Below are 24,860 nucleotides of genomic sequence, written 5' to 3' on the forward strand. Positions count from 1 at the left end.
CGCCACGCCCGCTCCGTCCCATGAAAACCACGACGCCCCTGACCGCCCGCCCCGGCGAACGCCTGGATTGGAACCTGCTTCGCACCTTCCTGGTCATCGTCCAGGAACGCAGCATCAGCGCCGCCGCCACCAAACTGCACCTCACGCAGTCCGCGGTCAGCCAGGCGCTCAAACGCCTGGAGGACCAGCTGCAACGACGCCTGATCGAGCGACACAACAAGGCCTTCACGATCACCAGCGCGGGCGAGGAAGTCTGCCGCGCGGCAGAAGCCATACACGGCAACGTGTCGCAACTGCTGACCGATGTCTCGCACACCGAAGCGCAATCAAGCGGGCGCATCCATCTGCTGGTCGCCAGCCGCATCCACTCGGCCGTCTACGATGATTTCTGGGCGCGCTTTCACCGTCGGCATCCGCGCATCGACGTGCAACTGGATGTCCTGCCCAGCAGCGAGATCGTCACGCTGATGGCGCAGCGCGCCGCCACCGCCGGCATCGCCCTGTGCCGCCAGATGCCCAAGCGATTGGAGAGCAAGGTGTTCCTGCAGCAACGCTATGCCTTGTTCTGCGGCCGCAACCACGCCCTGTTCGGCAAAACCGACATCCGCCTCGAAGACTTGTTGAGCGAGAACTTCGTGTCCTTCGCCAGCGACTCCCTGGGCGACAGCCTGTCGCCGCTGACGATCTTCCGCGACCAACGCGGCTTCGCCGGCCGCATCGTGGCGACCTCCTCGCACCACGATGAAGTCAAGCGCCTGCTGATCGCGGGGTTCGGCATCGGCTGCCTGCCGGAACACAGCGTGGCGACCGACCTGGCGGAAGGCCGCCTTTGGCGCCTGCCTCCCGGCGAGGGCGTCTGCTCGGTCGATCTTCATCTGCTGTGGCATCGGGACGCGCAACGGACACAGGCCGAGACCACATTCTTGAAGGAGTTCCGCGACTACATCGATGGATACTCCATGGCCCAGCGCCTGAAGTCTCCCTAGCGCCGCCCGCCACCGAGCCGCCTCGCGGCAAGGCGCGCCCGCGCGCGAGCCGCCCGCCGCTTTACCCAACGGCCCGCGTCTTCTATCCTGGGCATCCCAAGCATCCCCCGCAGAAAGGAAATCGCCGATGTCACGCTGGACCTTCTACACCGCTCCCGGCACTTGCGCCCTGGCCACCCACATCGCCCTGCACGAAGCCGGCGCCGAGTTCGACCTGGTCAAACTGGACATCGCCGCCGGGCAGCAGCAAGGCCCGGACTACCTGCGCGTGAACCCCAAGGGCCGCGTACCCGCACTGGCCACGCCCCAGGGCGTGCTGACCGAGACCCCCGCCCTGCTGGCCTTCGTGGCGCAGAGCTTTCCGGCGGCCGGACTCGCGCCGCTGGACGATCCCTTCGCCTTCGCGCGCATGCAGGAACTGGCCAGCTACCTGGCCTCGACCGCCCACGTCGCCCACGCCCACAAGCGCCGCGGCGCCCGCTGGGCCGACGATCCCGCCGCCCATGAAGCCATGCGCGCCAAGGTGCCGCAGACCATGACCGTTTGCGCGGCCTATCTGGAAGCGCAGATCGTCGGGCCCTGGGTCGCGGGGGAACGGTACAGCGTCGTGGATGGCTATCTGTATACCGTCGGCAGCTGGCTGGAGGGGGATGGCGTGGACATGACGCGGTTTCCGAAGCTGACGGCGTATCTGGAACGCGTGGGTCAGCGGGATGCGGTGCGGCGGGCGGTGAAGGAGGCGCAGGGTTGAGGTTCCGCAGTTTCCCCCATCGACGAAGCATTCCCATGCATCGACGTTTTTCATACGCCCTGTTGGCCACACTGATGACCGGCCTCGGCGCCTTTGTCGCCCCGCTTCACGCCCAGGCTCCATCGACGCCCAAGGTGCAGGCAGGCGACGGCCGTCCCTACGAGGTCGCCGACAGCGAAGTATGGGACGTGCCCGATCCCGTTTCCAAGCGCGGCTACCAGGTTTTCGTCGCCTTGCCGCCCTCCTATGCCAAGCAGCCGCAGCGACGCTATCCGGTGCTGTATGTGACCGACGCCGATTACGCCTTCCCGATCATCCGCCAACTGGGCCGCCGCCTGAATGTTGAGGGTCCCAAGATCGAGGAATTCATACTCGTCGGCCTGTCTTATGCGAAAGGCGAGGAAGGCAGTGTCAGCCGCCAGCGTGATTACACGCCGACACCCAACGGCCCAAGCACCGCGCCCCCGAATTCGATCCATGGTCAGGCACAGGCCTATCAGCAGTATCTGCGCGATCAGGTAAAGCCCTTCATCACCACTCGCTATCGCGCCGACCCTGCCAAAGCGATATTTCTGGGCCATTCCTACGGCGCACTGCTGGGCACGCAGATCCTTTTCACCGAGCCTGACATGTTCAACAGCTACATCCTTGGCAGCCCGTCGCTCTGGTACGACAAGCGATACGCCTTGAAGCTCGAAGCGCGCTACGCCGAGCAGCATCAGGACTTGAAGGCGAATGTCTATCTGTATGTCGGCGCCCAGGAAGCCTTGCGCAAAGGCGACCAGCGCTACAACCAGACGGTGGACATGGTGGCCGACAACCGGGCGTTGGAAGCGGCGCTGGCAAGCAGGAAGTATCCGGGCTTGAAACTGAAATCGGCGGTCTTGAACGACGAGGATCATCTCACCGTGGCGCCACGAGGTTTCACGCAAGGGTTGAAGTATCTGTTGCCGGTGCGATGAAATGGCGTGTGGGGCTGGCACCTTGCAGCGACTGGCTATAGGCAGTCGCTGCGCGAAACTGAGTAGCTATTTTGAGTCAAAAACAGCTCATTATTAACAACCGCACGCGGTCAAACGCGGACGCCGAGTTCCATTGCAAATCGCACCATGATTCCCGAAACTCGAGACTGGTTCAGGACAGAGGCCGCAACGAAGGATGCCATTTTGGCCCTTCGCTCAGTCAGTCCAATAGGCATGCCAGCGCGATATTACGATTTGCTCGCGTTCAGCAATGGCGGTGAAGGCCCGCTTCCTGTTCAGCCATACTACTTTTGCCTGGACACTGCAGAAATGGCAATTGACGCCGCCCGTGTCGGCGACTGTGAGGAGTTCTTCGCCAAGTTCTTTGTCTTCGGAAGCAACGGCGGTGGCGAGTTCATCGCATTTGATATGAGAACGGATGTGCCCTGGCCTGTTGTCTCCATCGATATGACGAATATTGATCTCAAGGAATCCGTGGTTCCAATAGCGCCCGATTTCGAGAGATTTGTTGCAATGATCGGATTGGAGGCAGACGGCTGATGCGCCTACGAGGCGGATGCCTGCTTTAAGCGATCGCTGTCGGGCAACGTTAACGGCCCATTCTGGGTCAAGAACTACAGTATTCCTATGGCTGCTTCCGGCCAGGAGCGGACACTTCCTGGTATCGGCCGAAGGTTTAAAAAATGACAACAAAGAGGACTTGTATGAGCAATCCGTGGTGCTATCTGCTGCGTAGGTATGGCGAGGAAGAAGACATGCCAACACATGACGAGATCTCGACAGCGGTGAAAGAGCTATATGAGGAAAACTCGCCGGGCATGACTGAAGGTGACTACGAAGAGCATGGTGCTAGCTCGCTACGATATGGCTACGACGAAGGGCCCATGTACATTCTTGAAATTACACGCCGTGGGACTGCACGCTGGGAAGAGTGGGCCGACCAGGACTATGAGACGAAATTGTGCCCGGCGAAAGAGGTTCAGGCGCTGCCTCAGGACAAAGCAGTCCTGCTGTGGAAGTATCTAGCTGCAGGAGATATCGAAGCAGTCCGGTCCCACTTCCAGACAGGTTGACGTTCGGTATAGGTCGGAAACAGCGGATCGTCGAAGACGACTCCTGGCCAGAAGCCGTCGGCCATGGCTAACCCGGCTCGAGAATCAATAATGCCTGGACTAGTTCACGTTGCAGGAGCGGGCGGTTGCCTCGCCGAAGTGCACCATCCTCCGACACCGCAACGATCAGCATAGAAATTTGCTCGCACCAATCGCCTGAATCTGCGACAAAGGGTCGCACCCAAAACATGTTTTCAACCTGAGAAAACCAGAAAAGACATACAAATCGAACCCAAAGACATACAAGTCGAACCATTCAACTATTTGTATGATGCTTAGCGGTAGAATTCGACGGTCTTTGGGAGTATGACGCTCGCCGCGCTGAGTATTTCTGGATGCGGTGCGTAGGTGTTCTTCACTCCCTAAAGCGCAAGATGAAATCGCCCATCGTGATCTCACACTCGTCGGGATCAGGCTGATGCTTTTCGTGGTCCTCACGGCTGTCGTTCGTTTTTCCTTGCCTGATCCACGAGTCGTGAATGAAGCTGCCGAAGCAGCGTTTTGAGGTAATGATGAATTTCTGGGTCCCTGTAGTCTTAGGTACGTTCAAGATCCTCGTGTTGGGCACTGGCATGTTTTTCGCCATCAAATCGCACTACGATGGCGCAAAAAAGGAGAAGGAAAAAGAGAAGGAGATCAAGGCGCCGTAGTGGCGACTTCGGTCTGATTGCTATCGGTGCTGTGGCCGGCATACTGCTTGGAGCGAGCATCACGGCCGTCGCGCAGCACCGCTCCTGAAGGACCGCCATACGGAAAGCCAGACGCGGACTTCGATGAAGCACCACCAGCAGCCCGTTTCGAAGGGGTTGGCCGCCGTCCATTTCTCGCTATGACAGGAGAACGCTTGACGGCTTGAAGTGACTACGTCACACGAAAGCAGGTTTGTCGCCGTTGGTATTGGGTTTGTTCACACCCACGTTGGCCCTTACCAAGGTATCGGGATGCTCAATCAGTTTGGTCACCAGCGCCGCTACGCTCTTGCGCGAAACTTCGGTGCCCCTGAAAGGCTCATCGCGACCGGTGATCTCGTAATCCACCTCATCCTCGTCCTGCAGCCACGCGGCACGCAGGATGGTGTACTCGATATCGGAGACCTCGATCAGATCTGCCGACTGGCGGTACGGCGGCAGATACTGGCCGATCTCCTTGCGGTTCCACTCGCCAAACTTGCCAGGAACTTCATCGTAGATACCCAGCGAGTTCACGAAGATCAGGCGTTTGACGCCCTTGGACTTCATCACCGCAAGGATGTGGGCAGTCTGTTTGTCCACGTCGCCCGCCAGATTGGCGTAGACGACGTCCTGCCCTTCCATGAGCTGGGGCAGCAGTTTCTTGTCCATCACATCGCCGATGGCGATCCTGGCATTGAAGGGTTCATTGCCGGTCAGCTTCTTGGGATCGCGCACGAGCAGGGTTTGCTCGACATCCTGGCGCTCGCCCAGCATCTGCACGGCATGGCGAGCGATCTGGCCACTGGCGCCCAGGATCAGTACTTTGGTTTTGGCCTTGGTCATGATGCAGTTCTCCAAACCAGATCGGCCCTGCCGTTCCCGGTAGGGCCGATGGCTGTTTCATCTTCAGAAAGCGTCGGGCTGGGCCTTACAGGTTTTGCTGATAGAAGGGGATCAGCTTGGCCAACGCCTGACCGACAGGGCCCGGCTGGTCGTACAACTCGTAGTGTGAAGCACCCTCGACAACGACCAGTTCCTTAACCTTCGACGCGGCGCGCGCGTAAATCTCCAGCCCATCGCGATAGGCGCCAAAGCCGCCCGGCTTGTCGCCAACCACCACCATCATCGGCGTCGTCAGCAGCGTCTCGGCCAGATGGAAGGCATCCCAGGCGGCAGAGGCAGCGCGGCGCGAGAACAGCGCTCGCGTGCCGGCGTTGTCGTTGATGCAGCGGTTGCGGTAGTAATCCGTGGCGCCGAGCACATCAACGTCCGTGATGCCCGCCTGGGCGGCGGCATCCAGCGAGGGCGGAACGAACAGGTCAACCTTGAGCGCCTCGCCCCTGGCCTCGGCGGTGCGTTGCTGGGCCACGGCTTCCATCTGGCCAATCGGGTCGAAGCCGCTGAAGCCTTCACGGCACAGACGGCCGTAGTTGACGCCGGTGATGCTGACCAGGGCCTTGATGCGGCGCTCGATCATGGTCGCATTGATGGCATAGCCCCCGCCGCCGCAGATGCCCAGCACGCCAATTCGGTCGGCATCCACATATGGCAACGTGACCAGGTAGTCCGCGACCCGGCTGAAGTCTTCCACGGCCATGGCCGGGTCTTCAATGTAGCGGGGCTCGCCACCGCTCTGGCCTTGCGTGCTGCGGTCGAAGGCGATGACAACAAACCCGGCTTCTGCCAGTGCCTTGCCATAGACATTTCCGGCGGTCTGCTCTTTGCAGCTTCCGATAGGGTGGGCGCTGATGATGGCCGGGTACTTCTTGGTCTGGTCGAAGTTGGGCGGGAAATGCAGGTCTGCCGCGATGTCCCAGTAGGTGGTCTTGATCTTGACGCTTTGCATGGTGGACTCCTTGTTGCCGTGGATTGGCCGCTGAGTGGAAATGGCCTGGTCACTGTCCTCTGCAGGCGTGCGGCCAAGCACCGATGGATGCACTGTAGGCCGGATATTTGATTCGTCATAGCCATCAATCCGTACTACAGTTGTATTTTGAAATTGACAATAAAAGACATATGGACCCGTCGCTGCTTCCCTCCCTGGCATGGTTCGCCCACGTGGCCCACCACCGCAGCTTTACCAAGGCCGCAGCGGAAATGGGCGTATCCCGAGCGAACCTGTCGCAGAACGTGAAGGCGCTGGAGCGCCGGCTGAACGTCAAGCTGCTGTACCGCACGACTCGTGACATGTCGCTGACCGAGGAAGGCCAGCGCCTGTATGACGTGTGGTATCCGGCCCTGGTCGCCGTGGAGCGCACGGTGCGCACCATGCATGACGCAGGTGACGAACCTTCGGGCCTGGTGCGCGTCAACACCTCCCGGGTGGCAGCCAAGACCCTGCTGGAGCCGCATCTGGGAGAGTTCTGCATGCGCTACCCCAGGCTGCAGCTGGAATTGGTGATGGACGATGCGCTGGCCAACATCGTGGCCGACGGCTGCGATGCAGGCATTCGCATCGGCGAGAGCCTGGCCGAGCATATGGTGGCTGTGCCGATCACTCCGGCGCTGGAAATGGCGGTGGTGGCGACACCGGCGTACTTTGAGCAGCATGGGGTGCCAGGTACGCCGGCCGATCTAGCCCGGCACAACTGCCTGCGTTTCAGGCAGACGAGCGGTGCGATCCATGCCTGGGAGTTCACCTCGCCCGAGGCGGGCGAACACACGTTCATGGTGGAGCCACAGGGCCGCATCATTACCAATGACGATGATGGGATGATCCGCGCCGCGCTGCAAGGGGCGGGCCTCATGCAGCACATCGACATTGCGGTGCGGCAGCATCTGGACTCCGGGGCGCTGGTGCGTGTGCTGCAACCCTGGTGTAAGCCCTTCGCGGGCTTTTACATCTATGCCCCGACCCGGGCGCAAATGCCTGCCAAGGTACGGGCATTGATTGATTTTCTGGTCGAGAAGCGCGAGAGCATGGCGCCCCTGCAGCAACCGCCTTCCAAAAAGCAGCGAGTGCGCTGAGCGACGCTCCCACTCGTCATTGTCAATCTGGACTGAATACTGTTGTATAGATTGGAAATCTTGGCGTGCGGCCGCTTTGGCCTCAGATTGGAAGTCCTGTGACCTTCCTTTCCAGGCGCCTGCGCTGGGCCGAGACTTCTCCATGACTTCCAAACACCCCACCCTGTTCCAAACCTTTGCCTTCGACAACGGCCTGACACTTCGCAACCGCGTGGTGATGGCGCCCATGACCACCTGGTCTGCCAGTCCCGATGGCTCCATCTCGGATGCCGAACTGGACTACTACCGCCGCCGCGCCCAGGGGGTGGGCATGGTCATCACCGGCTGCACGCATGTGGCGGAGAACGGCATCGGATTCACTGATGAGTTCGCCGCCTATGACGACCGCTTCATTCCCAGCCTGCGCCGATTGGCGCAAGCTGCCAAGAGCGGCGGCGCTCCAGCCGTCCTGCAAATCTTCCATGCAGGCAACAAGGCGGTGGTGGAGGCTGTGCCTGGCGGCGAACTCGTGAGTTCCAGTGCCGTCAATGCGCTGGCCGCCCCCTTCAACCGGGGCGACGTGACGCCCCGGGCCTTGTCGCATGTAGAGGTATTGGAGATGGTGCACGCCTTCGGAGAGGCCACGCGCCGGGCGATCGAGGCTGGGTTTGATGGAGTGGAATTGCATGGCGCGCACGGATTCCTGCTGCAGAACTTTTTCTCACCGCGCTACAACCAGCGCGATGATGAATGGGGCGGTTCGCAGGACAAGCGCATGCGCTTCGCGCTGGCCGTGATCCGGGAGGCCAGACAGGTGATTGCAACGCATGCCAAGCGCCCGTTCTTACTCGGCTATCGCATCTCGCCCGAGGAGCGCGAGGACGGTGGCTACCGTGTGCCGGACATCTGCAACCTGGTAGATGGGCTGATCGCCGAAGGCATCGACTATCTGCATGTCTCTCTCAACGACGTTCTGGGAGCTCGGCCGCTCGGCACGGATACCCGCCTCACGGTGGAGCAATTGATTGCACACGTAGGTAACCGTGTACCGGTCTTGGCGGCAGGCATGCTACGTACACCCGAGCAGGCCCAGGCCGCCCTGAATCTGGGGCTGTCGCTGGTGACCGTGGGTAAAGGGTTGGTGATGAACCCCGATTGGGTGGGATTGGCAGAGTCGGGCTGTGGTCAGCAGATCCGACAGGAGTTGGACCTCAATGAGCGCGAAAAGCTGTCTATCCCAGACGGCTTGTGGCAGGCTATCGCGGCAGCGCCAGGATGGATTCCAACAGTGGAGCTGACCCCGCAGGTCAGCTAGTTTCAACGAGCTAGCTGCAGGTTGATAGCTGCGACTGTCGCTTGCAGCGGCAGCATGTGCGGCAAAGCAGACATCCATCATCGAAACTTGGACGGCGGCAATGGGTCGAAAGCGACTATTCGGCAAAAAATGAGCGTATGAACCCCCACCTACACCGCCTGATCCGTGACTACCAGGCCAGCGTTCGCATGGCCCTCCAGAAACTGCAAGCCTCCGGCATCAGGATGCCGACTTCAGCCATGGATTGGGCCGGGATGGACCTCCCGCTACCTGGCATGCTCGAGGACGGCATTCGGTACTACAAGCACGGCATCGGGTGCGCGGTCTGGCTGCCGTCCGGCACCGTGGATTTCGACTTTGGCGAACACGGCGAGGCGGACGGATTCAATCGCGGGCGTATCGCGCAGTTCGCCATGCCGAACCTGGCTGCATATGGGTTCGAGACGCCCGAAGCCGTGAAGGCGGCGTTTGATCAGGCCGTCGCATCCGGCGAGATTGTCTGCCCGGAATCGACGGTTTGCTACCTGGCGGGATCCGATCGGGTGTACGCCACGGACGTTTGATTGCCGCCTTGTTGAACGCCGCCGCTTGCGGCCCGGCGGCTATTTCCCAGCACCGATCAGGCAGGCAGTCCATTCAGGACGCGCTCATATTGAAGCAAGTCCTCCTGCGAAAAACAGCAGAAGAGCACTTCCTGAATCGACGATTCCACAGACAGGCTTGCACGAACGCTCTGGACCGCTTCCTGAGCCGCCAATTCAATGGGATAGCCATAGATGCCCGTGCTGATGCTGGGAAACGCAATCGACGCAAGCGCCCTGTCCTGCGCCAGTTCGATGCACCGGCGATAGCAGCTGGACAGCAAGCCCGGCTCCCCGTTATCACCGCCCCGCCATACCGGCCCCACCGTATGAATGATGTACTGCGCGGACAGACGATAGGCCTTGGTCACCTTGGCCTCGCCGGTCTTGCAGCCACCCAGCAGCCTGCATTCATGCACCAGGTCTGGCCCGGCGGCGCGATGGATCGCGCCATCGACGCCGCCGCCGCCCAGCAATGAAGAGTTCGCCGCGTTGACGATGGCGTCGACTTGAAGCTTCGTGATATCGGAACGGATGGCTCGCAGGCGGGTGGGCATATTCTTGCTACTTGAAAACGGGATCGGGGCTGTCGCGACCACGGCATCGATTGCGCATCGACACCGGGAGTTTTCGCGCGACAACGGTCGGACGGGAGCGGACGCGAGCAGGATAGCATTCACGCCCGATCCGAATTCCCCGATCAGGACGCCCGATCAAATCGGCAGAGCCCGATTCTGCACCACATTCCTCATCACCAAGGTCGACGTCAGCCGCTGCACGCTCGGCAAGGTCGACAGGCTGTAGTCATACAGCTTCTGATACGCCGCCAGATCCGTCGTGACCACGTGCAGCAGGAAATCCGGATCGCCGAACAGCCGCTGCGCCTGGATGATTTCCGGAATCTGCGGGACCGCGTCCTCGAAAGCCTGCACGGCGGCCCGGTCCGTGACCCGCAAGGTCACGAACACGATGGCGGAAAAATTCAATCCCACCGCCGAGGGATTCAGGTTCGCCCGATAGTCCGCGATCACCCCCGCCTCTTCCAGGGCGCGAACCCGCCGGTGGCAAGGAGACAGGCTCAACCCGATCCGCTCGCCCAGGTCCGTGAGAGAAAGCCGCCCGTCGCGCTGCAGCTCCGCAAGAATCTTTCTATCTATATCGTCCATGCGAGAAATATTGCCTTAGATACAGGATTCCCTGCAAGACCTTGGAAGCACCTTCCAGGCAAGTCCCGATAAGCTTGCGCCATGGATATTTCTACGCTTCTTCTGTTTTCGGCCACCGTCATTCCGCTGGTTTGCACCCCTGGGCCCGACATTCTTTTCGTCGCCTCGCAGGCGGTGTCCACCGGCACCGCGGCGGGGTTTCGCGCCACGGCGGGCATCATCCTGGGCTATTGCGTCCACTCGCTGCTGGTGGCGCTAGGGCTCGCCGCCGTCGTCGCGGCGTCGCCGCTGCTGTTCGAGATCATCCGCTGGACCGGCATCAGCTATCTGGTCTTCCTGGCCGCCAAGCTGGTGCGGGCCTCCATGCGCCCCGGCGGCCTGCAAGCCTCACGCGAGCGGGTCAAGGATCAGCTGTACAAGGGCTTCCTGACCTCGCTGCTCAACCCGAAGGGGATGCTGGTCTACCTGGCGATCCTGCCGCAATTCATGGATCGGCAGCAGGGCAATACCACCGTGCAGGCGCTGCTGCTGTCGGCAGCGTTCATGTTCTGGTGCGCGGTGGTGTATTCGGCGGTGTGCGTCGGGTTTGGCCGGCTTGGCGGCGGCAGCCTGAGCGAGTGGCGGCGGCGTTTGATCGATGGGACGGCTGGCGGGATGATTCTGCTGGCGGCGGGGTTCATGGCGGCGCACCGGTAGCGGAAATGGCCGTCCCGTCCGGTATGCTTGCCGGACGCCGACGCTGACGGGCACGACCCTAGGCTAAAGGCCAACCATGGACCGACGCCACGCAAGAATGCCCATGCCGCCTGCCCCCGCAAACCTGGCCGATCTATTCCAAACAGGAGCCGGCCTCACCGGCCCCGCCTGGATGCCGGTCTACGACCTGGCTGCCTATCTGACGGCGGCGGATCAGGCAACGGGCTGGAGCTCCGACATGATGGCCGCGCGCGAGTTGGACAGGCTGCGGCTCGCCGAGTATCAGGCTGTCGTTGATCTATGCGCGGCATTCCAGCCGGCCGGGTTTGATGGCGGCAGCCACTACCAGCGCATCGATCCGTCCGACGCACGCCTGACGGCGGTCCTGGCCGACAACGCCGCCGATCCCCATCCGAGTTATGCGCGCTTGCTGTCGCGCCTGATCGAAAGCGGCGTATTGGCGCGGCGCGCGGGTGCGTGAGCCTGACGGTCTGCGCCCCCCCCGCCTCCTGCCCTGCTTCCCGCCCTACTTCCCGCGCTGCTTCTTGCGCCGCCTCTTACCCCAGGTTTCCTGGAACACGCTGATGTACTCCAGCACGGTCTCGTCAGGAATCGATTGCCCCAGGTTCTCGAAATCATCATGTTCTTCCGGCAAGGGCAGCCCCACCCCGTCGATGCCGTTGATCACGATGCACCCGGCATACTCGGTTTGAGCGTGGGTGTTCTGGATCACCTGCAATACGGTCATGCCGGGCCAGATCAGTCCGGCGTAGCTGCCCTGGAACCTGGAGTTGGCGCAGACCGTGGTAATCAATCTGTCCGCGTCATACGCGATGGATATCAGGTCGTCGCCCACAAACGCCCATGACGCCTCCCTGTCATCACGCACCAGATAATGCGTGGACAGCTTGTCCAGGTAGAGGTCCACGCTCTCACCCAGCTTGATGCCGCCTAGCGAGACGCCCGGCTTGATTTCCCTGTCGATCAACATTTGGTCTTTCTGAATGGTGGTCGTTGATGCCTGGCCTTACGCGGAATAGTCTTCATACTCCCAGTTGAAGTACCGCTGCAGCACCGCGCCGGATTCTTCCCAGCTGCCTCTCGCGCAATCGCGCACGATGTCGTCCAGCAAGGCGCTCAGCTGCTTCCAGTCGAAATCGGAAATCACCAGCTTGCGGTGCTTCACCATGCAAAAGTCGCCGCCGTGCAGCCGCAAGGCCTCGGGCGTGGCGACGCGGACATGGAACATATTGGAGGCGCGCTCGCCCCGCAAGCCGATCTCCAGGTCCAGGCCCAGGAATACCTGTTCCCGGCTGTCCGGCCGCCATGATGGCAAGGCGGTGATGTTCGAGGAAGCGATGTCCTTGATTTCCAGGGGAACCGCGAGCTTTTTCATGGCTGGCTTCCGAATCCCCGCAAGGTCACCCGGACGCAGCGGTCGCGCTCGAACAGCGACGGGTCAAAGCGCTGCTTGAATTCGGCATAGGCGAGATCGACGGGGTCGCCGTCATCGAGCGTCAGCGTTTCCTGGTTGTTGTAGATGAACTTCATGAGGTTGGCGATCACCGCGTCGTTTTGCACTCGGGCATGGATGAAGGCTAACAGCATGTCCCTGATCTGGTGCTTGTCGCTGCCTGTGAAGTAGTCGGCGATGCCGTGATTGCTGCCGTCGGAAATCATGCGGGCTGCGAGAGGCTTGCCGTGGAGGAGGATGGGCATTTTTCCGGAATCGATCGTCTTGGGGACGATGAAGGCGCCGACGTTGGTGAAGGAACGGTAGTCGGTTGATGATTCGTTCTTGGTTTCGAAGTAGAGGAAGAATGCGGTCATCTTGGTGGACGCTTGGGCGTGAGGAGGGGCCTGTGTGGGGCGATAGCTGTTGGGCTATGGCGCGGTGGGGGCTCCGGCTTTACCCGCGTATACGTGATCCGAGGCTAGCTTTGAGAATGCGGTGCGTACGTCCTTGAGGAATGCTCTCCACGCCGGGGACTTGATCTTTTCGAAGTAGAACGTTTCGCCTGTACGGCGGATTTCTAGATAGAGCAGGTCCGCTAGGTCGTTCGTGACGCCAGTGAGGCCGCTGGCCAGGTAGATGAAGGCGTCCGCTTTCAGCTCGGTGTTCCGGTACTGAAAGGTCCAATCGATGGCGTTCATGTGTACGTTGAACTTGTCGGCGTTCGCGTTGGCGAGACGCCATCCTATGGCGTCCAGCGTCGTCTCCAATTCCAACAAGCGTGTCATGGTCACGGTTAAGAATCCTTTGGGGCCTAGTGCTCACCAGATACAAGCATTTGCGTGGATGCCTATCTATCGGCCAAGCCCAATCACAAAGCCGCTTGGCTGTCGTAACGAAATTTACCCATTAGCATCCGTGCTTGCCACGCAGCGAACGATAAGCGCTCGACGAACACGTCTTGAACGCAGTCATTGCCCTCAATAGTGCCCACCATTCAATGGAAACCATGTCGAAGACTGGATTAGCGCTGGTAGCTAGGCATTAATGCGCGAGTTCGGGTGCAGGAGATTCAGAGGTACACCGAGCATTTACCTAGTGATCATGACTCTTCGCGAGCCATTAAGACTTTGATTTTCTTAATAACTTCGTCCAGCCTTAGTTTTTCAGATTTTATGCGCATCCTAACCGCCGGCAGAGTCTCTTTTAAAAACACAAGGCACCGATCAGCAATCCGTGACGCAATATCTGGCGCGGCCAGTTCGTTAGAGCGCTTCAGCAGATTCCTGACAAATCTTTCTGTCTCCCTCTGCTCAATGTCTGGTCCCGTCAGTTGCTGGCCTAACTCGTCCCAGAACGTGCTGGACTCCAACCAATCGCCCAACTTTCGGCATTCTTCCGCGACGTGTGAAGGCACGTTATCGTTCTTGATAGTGAAAATCCTCTTTACCGCCTTCACACTGGGGCGCTTAACGATTTCAAGACGAGCATTCCATGGAAGAGTTCGATGCTCGGCGACCGTCAGCAGTAGGTCGATATCCAGCAAGAAGCCAACTGCAAATTCGCGATAGGTTACATCGAGTTCCCGACCATGAGCGATGAGATTTCGGCGCATCGGCATAATGAACAAAAGATACTCCATGCCAATGGCCTTGGTATGGTTTTTGATGTGTTCGACAACCTGATTCAGGGCCGCCTTCTGAAGCCTAGCGGCACGTAGCCCCAAACTCTCGCAGATGCTCTGGAAAGTTCCTTCTATCAACGGAGGAACGACGTAGGAGAGCGAAATGTAATCTCGTGCTGTAAAACGCTCGACGACATGGTCGATGACCTGAGCCTTTCTAAAAAGATAAGGATTCTCCCGAGAATATGCTTTTAGTTCTGGAAGCACGTAGTCTTCGATGTAGTTTTCGGCTAATTCTAAGTAATTTTCCGAGTGCTGCCGACTCTGATAAGCGATCTTGATTTTTGGAAACATATCATCATAGACAGGAGCCGGTAGCGAGAGAAATCGATGATCAATTTCCTGTAAATTGTCGGGATGGTAGATGTCAAATCTTGTCCGATGTCGGCGATAGCTATAGTTCAGCTGATCGAGCAGCGCGGGATGCGATGATAGGAACTTCGAATTTAGCGTCCAGGCACCCAGCTTCTGAGCCTCTTCCAGAAAGCGGAGTGAAGCGAACTCCAAGAAGGATTCGACGAAATCGTCGAGTTCTATAGCCGCTGCCTGGTTCTTTTTGAGGTAATAGCAAAGCGCCAGCTTTCTATATCGTTGCCCATGCGTGAGCGCAGCCTCCTTGCCGCTATAGGGAGCTGTTGAAAGCTCGGCCTGGAGCTTCTCTATCGTTCGACTGATAGCCGCGCGGTCCTGCTCAATCTCCGTCATCATTACAGCTTTAACAGCGTCGGCATCTACCTGCATTTGTCAGCTCCTCTTTTTTCACCTGCGATCTCTATTCCACCATCTCCAGTGATGGAGATCACGATAATAGAGATAATATCGTGCTACAAACAAAGTCGTAAGCGCCCGCCCAAAATATCCTTGACGGAGCAGCCTAGGTGGCGGGCGTCCACCCATGCGGCAGGATCTCGGCGATCTGATGGGGCTTCTGCGTCAGCATATCCGTCAGATAGACATACTGATCGTGCGGCTGCGGCAAGCGCCTTGCGATCCTTCCAGGTCGCGTAATCCAGGCTGTTGCGGATCAGATGCACGATGCAGGTTTGCAGCGTGGTCGCGGGAAAGACAGCGGCCAGGGCCTCGGGCATGCCCTTCAAGCCATCGGTCACAGCGATCAGGATATCGCCCACGCCTCGGGTCTTCAGATCATTGAAGACCTTCATCCAGAACTTGGCGCCTTCGGTGCCCTCGATCCAAAGGCCAAGAATGTCGCGTGAACCATCGGGCAACACACCCAACGCCAGGTAGATGGCCTTGTTGCGTACGACCGCATCCTGGCGGATCTTGACCCGCAGCGCGTCAAAGAAGACGACCGGGTACATCGGTTCCAGAGGCCGAGACTGCCAGGCAGTGACCTCGGCCATGACCTCATCTGTCACTGAACTGATGAACTCCGGCGAGACCTCGGTGGCATATTGCTCCAGCAGAAATCCCTGGATCTCGCGCACCGTCATGCCTCGGGCGTACATAGCGACGATCTTGTCGTCAAAACCAGTAAAACGCCGTTCGTGCTTGGGGATAAGCAGCGGTGCGAAGCTGCCGTCGCGGTCGCGCGGCACCTCGATACGCACAGGGCCTTCCTCGGTGAGCACCGTCTTGGCGCCCTTGCCATTGCGCTGGTTGGCGACATCGGCCGGCTTGGCTGCACCGCTCGGATAGCCTAGATGATGGTTCATCTCGCCTGCGAGCGCTCGCTCAATCAATGCCTTCTTGAAGGCCAGAGACGCAGCGTTGATGGCTTCGGCCGTCATCGGGCCGTTACCGAACGACTCCAACAGCTCAGGGGGAATAGCCGGCAGATCCGCCAGCTTGGACTTCGGGGTGCGAGGCATACATACTCCTTGGACGTATGTTATGCCCTGAACACGAAATTAATGACAGCCCCAGCACGACGAGGGATGCTGGATACTATCTATGCTTTAGCCCCCCTCCGCTGCCAGATTGGTCATCATCTTGAACTGGGCGGAGCGCCCCGCCACTATCGTCTGTTATCGGTCATCTCCTGCCACTCTTCAAAGCCATTGCGTGAACATTTAAACTTCGGCTCCACCGCCGACATCGGTCCATCGCTAGATTGATGCTTCTTGGCAAATTTTCAGTGACTATCGCGGGCGGGTTGGCTCACTGCATGCGATGCGAAAATCGAATCGACAAGCCTACTACCGGCGCCGATCAATTTTGCCAAGACCAAAATCTGGTCGCGACAGTTCAAGTTCCCCGTCTTTTCTGGATAGTTGATTTTATGATCAACTTCTCCCCAAATTTCTTCGAATAGCGTCCGCACCTGAATCTCGCAGCAAATTGGCGATTCCTCGTATTGCTTTACGACATAATGGACACTGGTATAAAAACTTTCCTTAGTGTGGACCGCATATCCCAGCGATTCGAAAAAAATCTTTGCCTCTGGGTCCCAAGTATATGCCTTCGGAGGCTCCACGAGACACCACTCTTTCCGATCGATTCTCGAATCAATCGCCTTTTTTACGGGAAGAAATTTCTCCTGATGAAGTAGTAGGACCCTTACTCCGGCCAAGTCGGTGATTTTAGAGAATAGGTTGCCTGGCGTTATCGGATCGCTCTCGTCCCACTTTCTGGCAATTTTCTCTTTAAGGTGGTCCGGATCTTTAAGCCGGGACTTAACCGAATGAACGTGATCATTCAGTTTTGGGTGCAAGCTAAAGAAATCTACAACATGACGGCGCCATAGTTCTAAGTCACCATAATCATCTCTATAGCGATGCAGAATGGGTAAAAAAATCTCTTCATTCAGATCGATGTTGTTCATTGCATCCTCGCCAAAAGATCTGAGGCGAAGATCATATATTTCTCTTTCGTTGTTTCGTAAGTCGTGCGATTTCCAGCAATTGTCGGAACGTCATCCGATTCGAGCACTTTCCACGAGGGTACTTTCCACATGGGTGTGTGGTACTTTTGCGCCATATTAGGGAGCGTGTTATGGGTATGCATAACGGCAGTTCCCCCAATCGGCTCGTTGAGCTGCTCGTCGGTGAGCTTCCCGCGGACTTGCTCACCAATAAACTCTTTTATTGTTGGGGGGATCTGCATTGCGTAGGTGTAATGGGCAGTTGCAAGATCCCATTTATTCCGGCTCGAGTATTTTTTTGAATTATAGATCGTATAGCCTAGCAGCCGAACGTATTCGTCTGGAAATTGATTTCGCTTATCCTTTGGCAATAATGTATAAAGAGAGTCGAACTGATTCTTCCAGATGCGGAGTGCGTTGCCGATATTTCGAATGCCGTAAAGTGAGAACATGTCTGGCATACACGGAATGACAAAACCATCAGTCGTTGAAATGATGACCTTGTTCAACATTCCCAAACTTGGAGATGTATCGAAGATAACGACATCATATTTGAATCGCTCAGCGTAGCTCCCAGCAATACTGCGAAATTTAGTTAGTGACCGAATCGCAAGCGGATCACTCTGATACGCTTGGGGAAAGCGATTGGCAAGACGATCCTCGTACATGTGCAAGGTGAGCCGTCCCGGGATGAGGTCGAGGGACGGGGCAAGATTCCACGGCGGGCTAACGTCGTCAAGGTCCGATACACCATCTTCGGTCGGCTTTAAAAGGAAGTGGATCGATCGCGTGGACGAGCTTATTTTCCTAAATTCGGCTGCGGGCATGCCGTTCTTCGTTGCCTCGAAATCATCGATAAAGCCGTCTTCTGCCTGCCAAATTTCGTGAAGTTTTTCGGCATCCATGCTCAAGATCGTCAAGTTGCACTGAGGATCCAGATCGATCAATAGCGTGCGCAGACCCATTTCGGCAAACGCGTGGGCTAGATGAAAGGTCAAGGTTGTCTTGCCGACGCCGCCCTTGTTATTGAAGACAGATATAGTTTTCATAGGAATCGCCGATGTGAGCCGCATCACGCCGTAGTCGACGTTCGCGAAAAGTTGATCTGTGAATTGTACTGGGCAATAAGCAAGTTTCGAAGTGCTCGTATGCCGGATGAGAGATTTCGCGCCTGAGCAAGCCGACTCGCCGCTAGGTGCAGAGTGCACTAATCGCTGAATGCGGCGACCGCGATAACTGCTCGAACGACCGTTGCACCTTCGAAATGGTCACCGGGGGTAAGACCTAGTTGAACGACAGAAGAAGGTCGACAGCAGGCATTGAGCCAAATTCGCACCTATATCCAAGCATGACTAAGTCTGCGAAGTAACCCCGTCCGATTTCCCCATTCCCCCTCCTCGCCTGCCGTATACTCCCCCCACTACCGCAAACAACGGTAGTCCGGAATGGAAGCCGGAAAGGTCACAGGCGGACAGCCGCCGCTTTGGCGGCTTATTCATGTCCGCTTGCCTCTGCACGTCCCTACGGGCGGGCCTGGACGGGGGTACGCTTGCGTACGCCGGTTCCCTGTGACGCCGGTCTTCCAACCTTGTCTTGTGCCCGCCCACCCCATTTGGAAGTGGGACGCGGGATTTTTCCCAGTCTCAGGAGGCAGTCATGACGCAACACCCCCTCACTCAAAACCCCTGGTCCATCCCCACCGACCCAGAACTCGGCCTGATCCCTCTCGCCCCGCTCCACCACATCGACCGCGCCCGCAACGCCATCGAGACCATCGCCCGCATGGTCGGCAATAGCGCGGCCGAGCCCGACGCCACCGGCGCGCAGCCTTTGGACGCGTGGACCGTTGCCTCGCTGATGGGCGGCGTGGAATGCCTGTGCGAACACCTGGGCGTCCTGACCGAGACCATGCTGGAACAGGCCCGCGCGATCGACGCAGCCACGGAGCCCGGCGCGGCGCAGCATGCCGCGCCCACGGTCATTCAATAAGACCCGTCGCGTCGTAGCGAACGCCTGCCGGCCTCCCTGGCCAGATTGCCGGCAGGCAGGCAATCAATCGCACACCCAACCCGCGCCCTGTTCCGGCGCATCAAGCCTTGCGCGCATCCATCCTCGCAACCTGCATGCGATAGACGCTCGCCTTGTTCGACATTTACAGACAAGCTATGCCTATGTCCCGGACGACGGTCACAATGGCGCACTGATATCCCTACGCTCATTCCGCAAGACGGCTCTGGCTTTCCTTGAGAGCGCCATCCACCGAACGCTGCATCGAGACGCCGCGAGAACCCGCCCGGCATACGCCCTGCCCCGTCCTCAAAACCATCCGCGCAAACTTGTCCCAGCAACAACCGCCGCTCCACATCGGTCCGGCATCCACACAGGAATCTTCTCCATGAGCAGCATTTTTCCAGGCGATCTGTGGTCGGTGGGCGAAGCCCAGATCGACGGCCTGTCGGTTATCGTTCGCTTTCGTACCGGGCTGCCGTCGGCGTCCGCGCGTCAGGCCAATGACAACCTGATCGTCATCTCCTGGCCGTACCAGGGCGTCGAATCCGGCATGCCCAATGAGGAAGACAAGCAGCACACCAACAATTTCGAAGAGGCCATCGAAAAGGGCTTCGAGGACTCCCCCATCGGCGTGCAGGTGGCGTGCCTGACCGGCAATCATCAGAAGGAATGGCGCTACTACACCCACGACGTCGAGGCCTTCCTGGATGCGTTCAACGCCTGCCTGGCGGGCCATCCGGCCTATCCCCTGCAGCTGCGCACGTACAAGGATCCCGACTGGAACGCCCTGTCGGGATTGCAACCCGAAGGCTCAGACCAGCTTCATTGAGCGGCGCAGCGGCGGCGGCTGCGCGTCAGACCGCCGCCAGGAAAGCGTCGGCGTCTCCTGCCTCGCATTTCCAGTCGGCAAAGACGCCGACCAGATCGCACTGCGCGCAGCGGCAGCCGATGTAGTACCAGCGCACGTCGTTGCTGTCTTCATACAGGGCGACACCCGACAGCAGCTCGAACGCTTCGCCATCGCACACGCAGGGGTGGCGCGCCGGCTCGGCCTCGTCCGCGTAGCTGGCGCTATCACCCATATAGTGTTCGTTGCCGCAGGCCGTGCAGGTGCGCAGCGCGACGCCGGCGTCTTCGTCGGTGTCCAGCGTGAAGGTCTTGCCGCCGCAGGCGCAGGCCGAGGCGGCGTAGCGGGTGGCCTCGTAGACGTTGTCGGCGCTGTAGCGGCGCATTTCCGTCCGCAGGTCTTCCTGCGTCGTGCCGTACCAGAACTTCCCTTTCTTTTTCAGCGTCATGCCTTGCGCTCCTGTGTTCCCGGGCGGACTTGCGGCGCGCGCCGTGTGCCGGGAATCGTGATCGTCGATGGTGGCGGGCGGCGCGGCGTCATTCGGCGCGTCGCCCACGGACTGCATTATCCAACGATCACCAGAGTATGACCTGCGAGCAGCGGAACAGCGCCAGCTTGCGGCCGGTGGCGTCGATCACGTTGGCGGACCAAATTTGCGTGGTGCGGCCCATGTGGTCGGCGATGGCTTCCACGCTCAGCACGCCTTCGCGGGCGGTGCCAAGGAAGTTGGATTTCAGTTCCAGCGTGGTGAAGCCCTTGGCGCCTTCGGGCAGGTGCGCCATGGTGGCGTAGCCGGCGCAGGTGTCGGCCAGCATGACCAGGCTGGCGGCGTGCAGGTAGCCGTTGGGCGCCATCATCCAGGGCGCGACGGTCATTTCCATGCTCATGCGCCCTTCGGACAGGGCCAGCGGCCGCACGCCGTAGGTGTCGGGCAGCGTGCCGCGCTGGCGTTCGAGGAAATTATCCAGGGTGATTCCGGGACGAAGCATCTTGCGTTCCTTGGTCGGTTGAATACGGTGGCTATGCGATCTTGTGCGCCATGACGATACCCGGTCCGCGCGCGCAGGGGTATCGAACACCGTATGGCCGGCCGGGGCTTGCCGGGGCCTGTCGGGCGGACGGGGCCCCTGCCTGCCTCATGCGATGGCGCGCGGCCGCGCCGAGCGCAGCCAGCACACCAGCGTGCAGCCCATCAGCAGAAAACCGATGTAGCCGTAGATGGGATAGACCACGCCGACCAGCTTGATGAAGCCGACGAAGCTGCCGGCCAGCGCGGCGATGCCGGCGACGCTGGTGCCCAGGCGGAACGGCGCGCCGCCGGCCGGCAGGATGCGGGCGACGAAGGCGTACAGCATGCCGACGGCGGTGTTCAGGATCATGCCGAAGATGGCCAGGGACATCAGGTGGCCCAGTCCCGGCGAGATCTGGGTGGCCAGCGCCAGCATGGGCATGGACACGCCGCCCAGGGTGTCGATGCGCAGGTACATGGCGGCGCCGATCAGCAGCATCAGGATGCCGAGCAGCACGCCGCCCAGGACGCCGCCCCACAGCGCGTTGCGGCGCGAGCTGGCCTGTCCGCCCATGATGACCAGGAACGGCATGCCGGCGACGATGTTGTAGGACACGTACAGGAAGGCGGCCACCAGCCACTGGCTGGCGCCGCGCGGCTGCTGTTGCGCGGCGGCCAGCAGCACGTCGTGGCTGGCGTGCGGGGTGCTGACGACATAGGCGGCGACCACGACGGTCAGGAACACCAGCAGCGGCGTGACGGCGCCGATGAAGGCGATGACCTGGCGCACGTCCAGGCACACGATCAGCACGGTGGCGATGGTGGCCAGCACGCTGCCCCAGACTTCGGGCAGGCCCAGCCATTGCTGCAGCAGCGAGCCGGCGCCAGCCAGCATCACGACCGTGATGGCGAACAGGAAGAAGGTGATGAGCAGGTCGAACACCATGCCCAGGTGCCGGCCCAGCAGGGCCTGGACGACTTCCTTGTGCGACTGCGCCCGCAGGCGCTGGCCCAGGGTCGAGAAGACCATGGACAGGAAGACGAAGGTCAGGCCCGCGACCACGCAGCCGATCAGGCCGTAGACGCCGAAGCTGGTGAAGAATTGCAGGATCTCCTGGCCCGAGGCGAAGCCCGCGCCGACGATCACGCCGACGAAGGCGCCGGCTATCTTGCTGATTTCCTTGAACGCGCTCATGCATGTCTCCGGTTTGTACTTGTGTATGTACTTATAGGTATGTACTGATGCGCTGCGGGCGCCTGCGAGCGTGGCGGGCGGTCCCCGGGGTTTGCGTGCTATCCGTTGTCTACGGATGGCGCGCAGACGCCGGTTCGGCACGGCTCGCAGGCATGCGTCGGCGCCTGGGCGCGGCTCGCGGCACTCGGAAGCGGGCCTGCGGTCCTTGCACGGGTACGACGCAATAATTCTCGAATAAGAAAATTATCGGATTCGAGAATATTCTGTGCAAGGGTTGCGGACTCGGGGTTTTCCCACGGTAGGCAAGAACCCATTCGAGCGCTTGGATGGACGCCCGGCGCGGCACGACTTGCCGCACGGGCCAGGACTTGCAGTCCGGCCTCGGTCGCGCAATGCCGCCCTGCTCTGCCGCCAGGATCGTTGTGCAGGCGCTTCCCGCACGAGCCCGTCATCCGGCCGCACTACAATTCCCCACTTCGACCCCAGCCCGGCGTCCGCCGATCCCGACGCGCTTCGGAGACGCGCCGCCTGTCACGCAAGGACTGATATGCCCGCAACGATGGCCTGGCCGATACGCGCCGCCCGCGCCCTGCTGTGCGCGCTGGCCTGCCTGCTGCCGCTGGCCGCGCCGGCCGCCCCGCCCACGCTGGCGCAATGCCATGGCATCAAGGACCTGGCCTTTGTCGCGCACCTGGACGACGACCTGCTGTTCATGAACCCGGATATCGCCTCGAACATCGAGGCGGGCGGCTGCGTGCAGCTGGTCTACCTGACCGCCAGCGACGCTGGCGAGGGCGACGGCTACATGCTGGGCCGCGAACGCGGCGTGCGCGCGGCCTATGCCTACATGGCGCATCAGCCCGATGAATGGCAGGAAGACACGGCCGTGGCCGGCGGGCACACGATCGCGCGCTTCACGCTCAAGGGCAACCCGCGCGTGCAGCTGTGGCACATGCGCCTGAAGGATCCCTGGCTGGGCCAGGGCTGGGGCAGCCTGACGCCGCTGAGCCGCGTCGAGTCCGAGCCCGGCCAGAGCGCCGATACGCTGGGCCCGCATGCCGAGCGCTATACCCGTCCCGAGCTGGTCGACACGCTGGCCGACCTGATCCGCCAGTACGCGCCGACCACGGTGCGCCACCTGGACGACACCATCAGCGTGCCCTACACGCAGCTGTGCTGGCGCTGCGCGGGCCACGGCCATCCCGACCATATCGCCAGCGCGCGGCTGGTGCGCGAGGCCATGCTGCGCGTGCCCGGCAATTACGCCGAGGCAGGCTATATCGACTACCCCAGCCAGGAACGCGCCAGCAACCTGGACCCGGCCGAGATCGCCGGCAAGTCCGTGATCTTCCAGCACTACGCCTGGAACGACTACCACTACTGCGCCGGCCCGAGCGGCTGCAAGGAGCCGGCCGGCCCGGCCGCCGCCTGGGTGCAGCGCGCCTACTACGTGTCGCGCCAGGACATCACGCCGCAGTTGTACGCCGACGGGCGCGGCGGCCTGGTGGTGTTCGCCGCCGGCGAGACCAATGCGGCCGTCAATCGCTGGGACTCGGGCCAGCGTCGCTGGCAGAGCCTGGGCGGCCGCACCAACGGGCCGCTGGTCAGCTACACCCATGCCGACGGCACGGCGGGCCTGATGGCGCGCGACCCGCTGGGCGGCGTGTGGGCCAACAAGCAGCGCCATGACGGCACCTGGCAAGGCTGGCAGGCGCTGGGCGGCATGCGGGTGGCGCAGATTCCGGTGGTGGCGCCGCAGGGCGACGCGGCCGCCGTGGCGCTGGGCTACGACGGCCAGCTGCACTGGATCGCGCCGTCGGGCATCGACGGCAGCTGGGGGACGTGGCAGGCCCTGCCGGCGCTGGACGGCGTGACCGGCTCGCCGGCCGCGGCGCGCGCCGCCGACGGGCGCTATGTGATCCTGGCCGCCACCTCGGCGGGCGCGCTGTACTACACGCGCCAGTTGCCGGCTCCCAAGGGCAAGGCGCCCGAGTGGCAGGACTGGCGGCGCGTGCCGGCGCCGCAGGCGGCGGGCGGGCTGGCGGCGATCCGCGACCACGAGCGCCGCGTCGAGCTGTATTTCCGGCAGCGTGGCGACAATCATCTGATCCGGCTGGTGGAGGCCGGCGACACCAGCGATATGAGCATGGACTGGAGCGCGCCGGCCGACCTGGGCGTGCCCTATATCGGCCGCCCGGCGGTGGGCGTCGACGCGCAGGGCAATGTCATGCTGGCGATCCTGGAACGTCCGGGCGGCGCGCTCTGGCTGGTCGAGCGCGGCAAGCCGGCGAAGCTGGACGCGCTGGCCGCGTCGCCGCCCGCGATGAGCGTGATCGGCGACACGGTGTACATCGTCGCCCGCGCCGCCGGCGCGCCGCAGCGTTACCAGGTGCTGTCGCGCCACGGCGGCGCGTGGGCGGCCAACCTGACGCTGGACGGCGTGCCCGCCAGCGGCGGCGGCCCTTTCAAGGCAGTGGCGGCGCGGCCGGCCGACCTGCCCAATCTGGGCGCGGGCGGGCAGAACCATGCGGTGGTGCTGCGCCCTTCCCCGGACCGCCCCGGCACGCTGGCCGTCGAGCGCATGCCCAGCCAGGCCTCGCGCACGGCCGAACCCACTTCCACCAACTGAGT

The 24,860-nt window shown here is 60.8% G+C and carries 28 protein-coding genes and 1 pseudogene; 14 read left to right on the top strand and 15 right to left on the bottom strand.

What is annotated here, in order from left to right:
• The first annotated feature begins 20 nt into the window (after positions 1 to 20).
• From AC6LJ5_RS21385 to AC6LJ5_RS21410, 6 genes are all read left to right on the top strand, one after another.
• Positions 21 to 986 carry a LysR family transcriptional regulator gene (locus AC6LJ5_RS21385; RefSeq protein WP_498141538.1) on the top strand — a complete coding sequence of 322 codons (966 nt, stop codon included), beginning with the start codon at positions 21 to 23 and terminating at the stop codon, positions 984 to 986.
• 127 nt (positions 987 to 1,113) lie between these two features.
• Positions 1,114 to 1,737, top strand: a complete 624-nt coding sequence (locus AC6LJ5_RS21390; RefSeq protein WP_498141539.1) for a glutathione S-transferase family protein — start codon at positions 1,114 to 1,116, stop codon at positions 1,735 to 1,737.
• 35 nt (positions 1,738 to 1,772) lie between these two features.
• Positions 1,773 to 2,699: an alpha/beta hydrolase gene (locus AC6LJ5_RS21395; RefSeq protein WP_498141540.1), complete on the top strand. Its 927-nt coding sequence runs from the start codon at positions 1,773 to 1,775 to the stop codon at positions 2,697 to 2,699.
• 147 nt (positions 2,700 to 2,846) lie between these two features.
• Positions 2,847 to 3,260, top strand: a complete 414-nt coding sequence (locus tag AC6LJ5_RS21400) for an SMI1/KNR4 family protein (RefSeq protein WP_498141541.1) — start codon at positions 2,847 to 2,849, stop codon at positions 3,258 to 3,260.
• 164 nt (positions 3,261 to 3,424) lie between these two features.
• Positions 3,425 to 3,793, top strand: a complete 369-nt coding sequence (locus AC6LJ5_RS21405) for a hypothetical protein (RefSeq protein ID WP_498141542.1) — start codon at positions 3,425 to 3,427, stop codon at positions 3,791 to 3,793.
• A gap of 518 nt (positions 3,794 to 4,311) precedes the next feature.
• The gene (locus AC6LJ5_RS21410; protein ID WP_498141543.1) at positions 4,312 to 4,482 is read left to right on the top strand and encodes a hypothetical protein; all 171 of its coding nucleotides are present in this window, start codon (positions 4,312 to 4,314) and stop codon (positions 4,480 to 4,482) included.
• 216 nt (positions 4,483 to 4,698) lie between these two features.
• Here the strand turns inward: AC6LJ5_RS21410 and AC6LJ5_RS21415 are convergent, their stop codons facing one another.
• Both AC6LJ5_RS21415 and AC6LJ5_RS21420 read right to left on the bottom strand, forming a co-directional pair.
• Positions 4,699 to 5,346 (bottom strand): SDR family oxidoreductase, encoded by a 648-nt coding sequence (locus AC6LJ5_RS21415; protein WP_498141544.1) that lies wholly within the window; start codon positions 5,344 to 5,346, stop codon positions 4,699 to 4,701.
• A gap of 85 nt (positions 5,347 to 5,431) precedes the next feature.
• Positions 5,432 to 6,349, bottom strand: coding sequence for an alpha/beta hydrolase (locus AC6LJ5_RS21420; RefSeq protein WP_498141545.1), 918 nt, complete (start codon positions 6,347 to 6,349; stop codon positions 5,432 to 5,434).
• Between the two features lie 170 nt (positions 6,350 to 6,519).
• On the opposite strand from AC6LJ5_RS21420, the gene AC6LJ5_RS21425 reads away from it, so the two are divergent.
• The 3 genes from AC6LJ5_RS21425 (at position 6,520) to AC6LJ5_RS21435 (ending at position 9,327) form a co-directional block, all read left to right on the top strand.
• Positions 6,520 to 7,470, top strand: a complete 951-nt coding sequence (locus tag AC6LJ5_RS21425; protein WP_498141546.1) for a LysR family transcriptional regulator — start codon at positions 6,520 to 6,522, stop codon at positions 7,468 to 7,470.
• Positions 7,471 to 7,612: 142 nt separating this feature from the next.
• A complete protein-coding gene (locus AC6LJ5_RS21430) occupies positions 7,613 to 8,764 on the top strand; it encodes an NADH-dependent flavin oxidoreductase (RefSeq protein ID WP_498141547.1) in 1,152 nt (383 codons plus the stop codon).
• 137 nt (positions 8,765 to 8,901) lie between these two features.
• The gene (locus AC6LJ5_RS21435; RefSeq protein WP_498141548.1) at positions 8,902 to 9,327 is read left to right on the top strand and encodes a DUF6896 domain-containing protein; all 426 of its coding nucleotides are present in this window, start codon (positions 8,902 to 8,904) and stop codon (positions 9,325 to 9,327) included.
• A gap of 56 nt (positions 9,328 to 9,383) precedes the next feature.
• Here AC6LJ5_RS21435 and AC6LJ5_RS21440 read toward each other — a convergent pair whose 3' ends face one another.
• Together AC6LJ5_RS21440 and AC6LJ5_RS21445 are read right to left on the bottom strand one after the other, a co-directional pair.
• Entirely contained in the window at positions 9,384 to 9,902 is a 519-nt protein-coding gene (locus AC6LJ5_RS21440) for an O-acetyl-ADP-ribose deacetylase (protein ID WP_498141549.1), read from the bottom strand.
• 156 nt (positions 9,903 to 10,058) lie between these two features.
• Entirely contained in the window at positions 10,059 to 10,511 is a 453-nt protein-coding gene (locus tag AC6LJ5_RS21445; protein WP_103274152.1) for an Lrp/AsnC family transcriptional regulator, read from the bottom strand.
• Positions 10,512 to 10,592: 81 nt separating this feature from the next.
• On the opposite strand from AC6LJ5_RS21445, the gene AC6LJ5_RS21450 reads away from it, so the two are divergent.
• Both AC6LJ5_RS21450 and AC6LJ5_RS21455 read left to right on the top strand, forming a co-directional pair.
• A complete protein-coding gene (locus AC6LJ5_RS21450; RefSeq protein ID WP_498141550.1) occupies positions 10,593 to 11,207 on the top strand; it encodes a LysE family translocator in 615 nt (204 codons plus the stop codon).
• 103 nt (positions 11,208 to 11,310) lie between these two features.
• Positions 11,311 to 11,688, top strand: coding sequence for a hypothetical protein (locus AC6LJ5_RS21455; RefSeq protein ID WP_498141551.1), 378 nt, complete (start codon positions 11,311 to 11,313; stop codon positions 11,686 to 11,688).
• A 45-nt stretch (positions 11,689 to 11,733) separates the two neighbouring features.
• Here the strand turns inward: AC6LJ5_RS21455 and AC6LJ5_RS21460 are convergent, their stop codons facing one another.
• From AC6LJ5_RS21460 to AC6LJ5_RS21495, 8 genes and pseudogenes are all read right to left on the bottom strand, one after another.
• Positions 11,734 to 12,198: a hypothetical protein gene (locus tag AC6LJ5_RS21460; protein WP_392409983.1), complete on the bottom strand. Its 465-nt coding sequence runs from the start codon at positions 12,196 to 12,198 to the stop codon at positions 11,734 to 11,736.
• Positions 12,199 to 12,234: 36 nt separating this feature from the next.
• On the bottom strand, positions 12,235 to 12,603 hold the full coding sequence (locus tag AC6LJ5_RS21465) for an Imm8 family immunity protein (protein ID WP_498141552.1): 369 nt from the start codon (positions 12,601 to 12,603) through the stop codon (positions 12,235 to 12,237).
• Positions 12,600 to 13,037, bottom strand: a complete 438-nt coding sequence (locus AC6LJ5_RS21470; protein ID WP_498141553.1) for a hypothetical protein — start codon at positions 13,035 to 13,037, stop codon at positions 12,600 to 12,602. The genes AC6LJ5_RS21465 and AC6LJ5_RS21470 overlap by 4 nt, the downstream gene beginning before the upstream one ends.
• Before the next feature lie 54 nt (positions 13,038 to 13,091).
• On the bottom strand, positions 13,092 to 13,454 hold the full coding sequence (locus AC6LJ5_RS21475; protein ID WP_498141554.1) for a hypothetical protein: 363 nt from the start codon (positions 13,452 to 13,454) through the stop codon (positions 13,092 to 13,094).
• 308 nt (positions 13,455 to 13,762) lie between these two features.
• Positions 13,763 to 15,085, bottom strand: coding sequence for a hypothetical protein (locus tag AC6LJ5_RS21480; RefSeq protein WP_498141555.1), 1,323 nt, complete (start codon positions 15,083 to 15,085; stop codon positions 13,763 to 13,765).
• Positions 15,086 to 15,305: 220 nt separating this feature from the next.
• Positions 15,306 to 16,176, bottom strand: a pseudogene (locus AC6LJ5_RS21485) (IS256 family transposase); the annotation flags it as partial.
• Positions 16,177 to 16,439: 263 nt separating this feature from the next.
• Positions 16,440 to 17,129 (bottom strand): RelA/SpoT domain-containing protein, encoded by a 690-nt coding sequence (locus AC6LJ5_RS21490; protein ID WP_498141556.1) that lies wholly within the window; start codon positions 17,127 to 17,129, stop codon positions 16,440 to 16,442.
• Positions 17,126 to 18,217 carry a ParA family protein gene (locus tag AC6LJ5_RS21495; RefSeq protein WP_498141557.1) on the bottom strand — a complete coding sequence of 364 codons (1,092 nt, stop codon included), beginning with the start codon at positions 18,215 to 18,217 and terminating at the stop codon, positions 17,126 to 17,128. Before AC6LJ5_RS21495 ends, AC6LJ5_RS21490 begins: the two co-directional genes overlap by 4 nt.
• Before the next feature lie 607 nt (positions 18,218 to 18,824).
• Between AC6LJ5_RS21495 and AC6LJ5_RS21500 the strand changes: the two genes are divergently transcribed.
• Both AC6LJ5_RS21500 and AC6LJ5_RS21505 read left to right on the top strand, forming a co-directional pair.
• Positions 18,825 to 19,157 (top strand): hypothetical protein, encoded by a 333-nt coding sequence (locus AC6LJ5_RS21500; RefSeq protein WP_498141558.1) that lies wholly within the window; start codon positions 18,825 to 18,827, stop codon positions 19,155 to 19,157.
• 406 nt (positions 19,158 to 19,563) lie between these two features.
• A complete protein-coding gene (locus AC6LJ5_RS21505; protein WP_212320639.1) occupies positions 19,564 to 20,007 on the top strand; it encodes a DUF695 domain-containing protein in 444 nt (147 codons plus the stop codon).
• A gap of 25 nt (positions 20,008 to 20,032) precedes the next feature.
• Here AC6LJ5_RS21505 and AC6LJ5_RS21510 read toward each other — a convergent pair whose 3' ends face one another.
• From AC6LJ5_RS21510 to AC6LJ5_RS21520, 3 genes are all read right to left on the bottom strand, one after another.
• The gene (locus tag AC6LJ5_RS21510) at positions 20,033 to 20,473 is read right to left on the bottom strand and encodes a hypothetical protein (RefSeq protein WP_498141559.1); all 441 of its coding nucleotides are present in this window, start codon (positions 20,471 to 20,473) and stop codon (positions 20,033 to 20,035) included.
• Between the two features lie 127 nt (positions 20,474 to 20,600).
• Positions 20,601 to 21,014 carry a PaaI family thioesterase gene (locus tag AC6LJ5_RS21515; RefSeq protein ID WP_103274141.1) on the bottom strand — a complete coding sequence of 138 codons (414 nt, stop codon included), beginning with the start codon at positions 21,012 to 21,014 and terminating at the stop codon, positions 20,601 to 20,603.
• A gap of 147 nt (positions 21,015 to 21,161) precedes the next feature.
• The gene (locus AC6LJ5_RS21520) at positions 21,162 to 22,229 is read right to left on the bottom strand and encodes a YkvI family membrane protein (RefSeq protein WP_498141560.1); all 1,068 of its coding nucleotides are present in this window, start codon (positions 22,227 to 22,229) and stop codon (positions 21,162 to 21,164) included.
• Positions 22,230 to 22,776: 547 nt separating this feature from the next.
• Between AC6LJ5_RS21520 and AC6LJ5_RS21525 the strand changes: the two genes are divergently transcribed.
• Positions 22,777 to 24,858 carry a DUF8189 domain-containing protein gene (locus AC6LJ5_RS21525; protein ID WP_498141561.1) on the top strand — a complete coding sequence of 694 codons (2,082 nt, stop codon included), beginning with the start codon at positions 22,777 to 22,779 and terminating at the stop codon, positions 24,856 to 24,858.
• Positions 24,859 to 24,860: the final 2 nt, after the last annotated feature.

The sequence above is a fragment of the Achromobacter sp. 1011791174 genome (assembly GCF_059760925.1).

Excerpts from the sequence above, each read along its gene's own strand:
- AC6LJ5_RS21505 (WP_212320639.1), top strand. The coding sequence starts at position 19,564 with ATGAGCAGCATTTTTCCAGGCGATCTGTGGTCGGTGGGCGAAGCCCAG.
- AC6LJ5_RS21510 (WP_498141559.1), bottom strand. The coding sequence starts at position 20,473 with ATGACGCTGAAAAAGAAAGGGAAGTTCTGGTACGGCACGACGCAGGAA.
- AC6LJ5_RS21525 (WP_498141561.1), top strand. The coding sequence starts at position 22,777 with ATGCCCGCAACGATGGCCTGGCCGATACGCGCCGCCCGCGCCCTGCTG.
- AC6LJ5_RS21520 (WP_498141560.1), bottom strand. The coding sequence starts at position 22,229 with ATGAGCGCGTTCAAGGAAATCAGCAAGATAGCCGGCGCCTTCGTCGGC.
- AC6LJ5_RS21445 (WP_103274152.1), bottom strand. The coding sequence starts at position 10,511 with ATGGACGATATAGATAGAAAGATTCTTGCGGAGCTGCAGCGCGACGGG.
- AC6LJ5_RS21455 (WP_498141551.1), top strand. The coding sequence starts at position 11,311 with ATGCCGCCTGCCCCCGCAAACCTGGCCGATCTATTCCAAACAGGAGCC.
- AC6LJ5_RS21415 (WP_498141544.1), bottom strand. The coding sequence starts at position 5,346 with ATGACCAAGGCCAAAACCAAAGTACTGATCCTGGGCGCCAGTGGCCAG.
- AC6LJ5_RS21390 (WP_498141539.1), top strand. The coding sequence starts at position 1,114 with ATGTCACGCTGGACCTTCTACACCGCTCCCGGCACTTGCGCCCTGGCC.
- AC6LJ5_RS21395 (WP_498141540.1), top strand. The coding sequence starts at position 1,773 with ATGCATCGACGTTTTTCATACGCCCTGTTGGCCACACTGATGACCGGC.
- AC6LJ5_RS21490 (WP_498141556.1), bottom strand. The coding sequence starts at position 17,129 with ATGAACAACATCGATCTGAATGAAGAGATTTTTTTACCCATTCTGCAT.
- AC6LJ5_RS21405 (WP_498141542.1), top strand. The coding sequence starts at position 3,425 with ATGAGCAATCCGTGGTGCTATCTGCTGCGTAGGTATGGCGAGGAAGAA.
- AC6LJ5_RS21465 (WP_498141552.1), bottom strand. The coding sequence starts at position 12,603 with ATGAAAAAGCTCGCGGTTCCCCTGGAAATCAAGGACATCGCTTCCTCG.
- AC6LJ5_RS21425 (WP_498141546.1), top strand. The coding sequence starts at position 6,520 with ATGGACCCGTCGCTGCTTCCCTCCCTGGCATGGTTCGCCCACGTGGCC.
- AC6LJ5_RS21440 (WP_498141549.1), bottom strand. The coding sequence starts at position 9,902 with ATGCCCACCCGCCTGCGAGCCATCCGTTCCGATATCACGAAGCTTCAA.
- AC6LJ5_RS21480 (WP_498141555.1), bottom strand. The coding sequence starts at position 15,085 with ATGCAGGTAGATGCCGACGCTGTTAAAGCTGTAATGATGACGGAGATT.
- AC6LJ5_RS21420 (WP_498141545.1), bottom strand. The coding sequence starts at position 6,349 with ATGCAAAGCGTCAAGATCAAGACCACCTACTGGGACATCGCGGCAGAC.
- AC6LJ5_RS21470 (WP_498141553.1), bottom strand. The coding sequence starts at position 13,037 with ATGACCGCATTCTTCCTCTACTTCGAAACCAAGAACGAATCATCAACC.
- AC6LJ5_RS21430 (WP_498141547.1), top strand. The coding sequence starts at position 7,613 with ATGACTTCCAAACACCCCACCCTGTTCCAAACCTTTGCCTTCGACAAC.
- AC6LJ5_RS21500 (WP_498141558.1), top strand. The coding sequence starts at position 18,825 with ATGACGCAACACCCCCTCACTCAAAACCCCTGGTCCATCCCCACCGAC.
- AC6LJ5_RS21460 (WP_392409983.1), bottom strand. The coding sequence starts at position 12,198 with ATGTTGATCGACAGGGAAATCAAGCCGGGCGTCTCGCTAGGCGGCATC.
- AC6LJ5_RS21400 (WP_498141541.1), top strand. The coding sequence starts at position 2,847 with ATGATTCCCGAAACTCGAGACTGGTTCAGGACAGAGGCCGCAACGAAG.
- AC6LJ5_RS21435 (WP_498141548.1), top strand. The coding sequence starts at position 8,902 with ATGAACCCCCACCTACACCGCCTGATCCGTGACTACCAGGCCAGCGTT.
- AC6LJ5_RS21515 (WP_103274141.1), bottom strand. The coding sequence starts at position 21,014 with ATGCTTCGTCCCGGAATCACCCTGGATAATTTCCTCGAACGCCAGCGC.
- AC6LJ5_RS21385 (WP_498141538.1), top strand. The coding sequence starts at position 21 with ATGAAAACCACGACGCCCCTGACCGCCCGCCCCGGCGAACGCCTGGAT.
- AC6LJ5_RS21410 (WP_498141543.1), top strand. The coding sequence starts at position 4,312 with ATGAAGCTGCCGAAGCAGCGTTTTGAGGTAATGATGAATTTCTGGGTC.
- AC6LJ5_RS21495 (WP_498141557.1), bottom strand. The coding sequence starts at position 18,217 with ATGAAAACTATATCTGTCTTCAATAACAAGGGCGGCGTCGGCAAGACA.
- AC6LJ5_RS21450 (WP_498141550.1), top strand. The coding sequence starts at position 10,593 with ATGGATATTTCTACGCTTCTTCTGTTTTCGGCCACCGTCATTCCGCTG.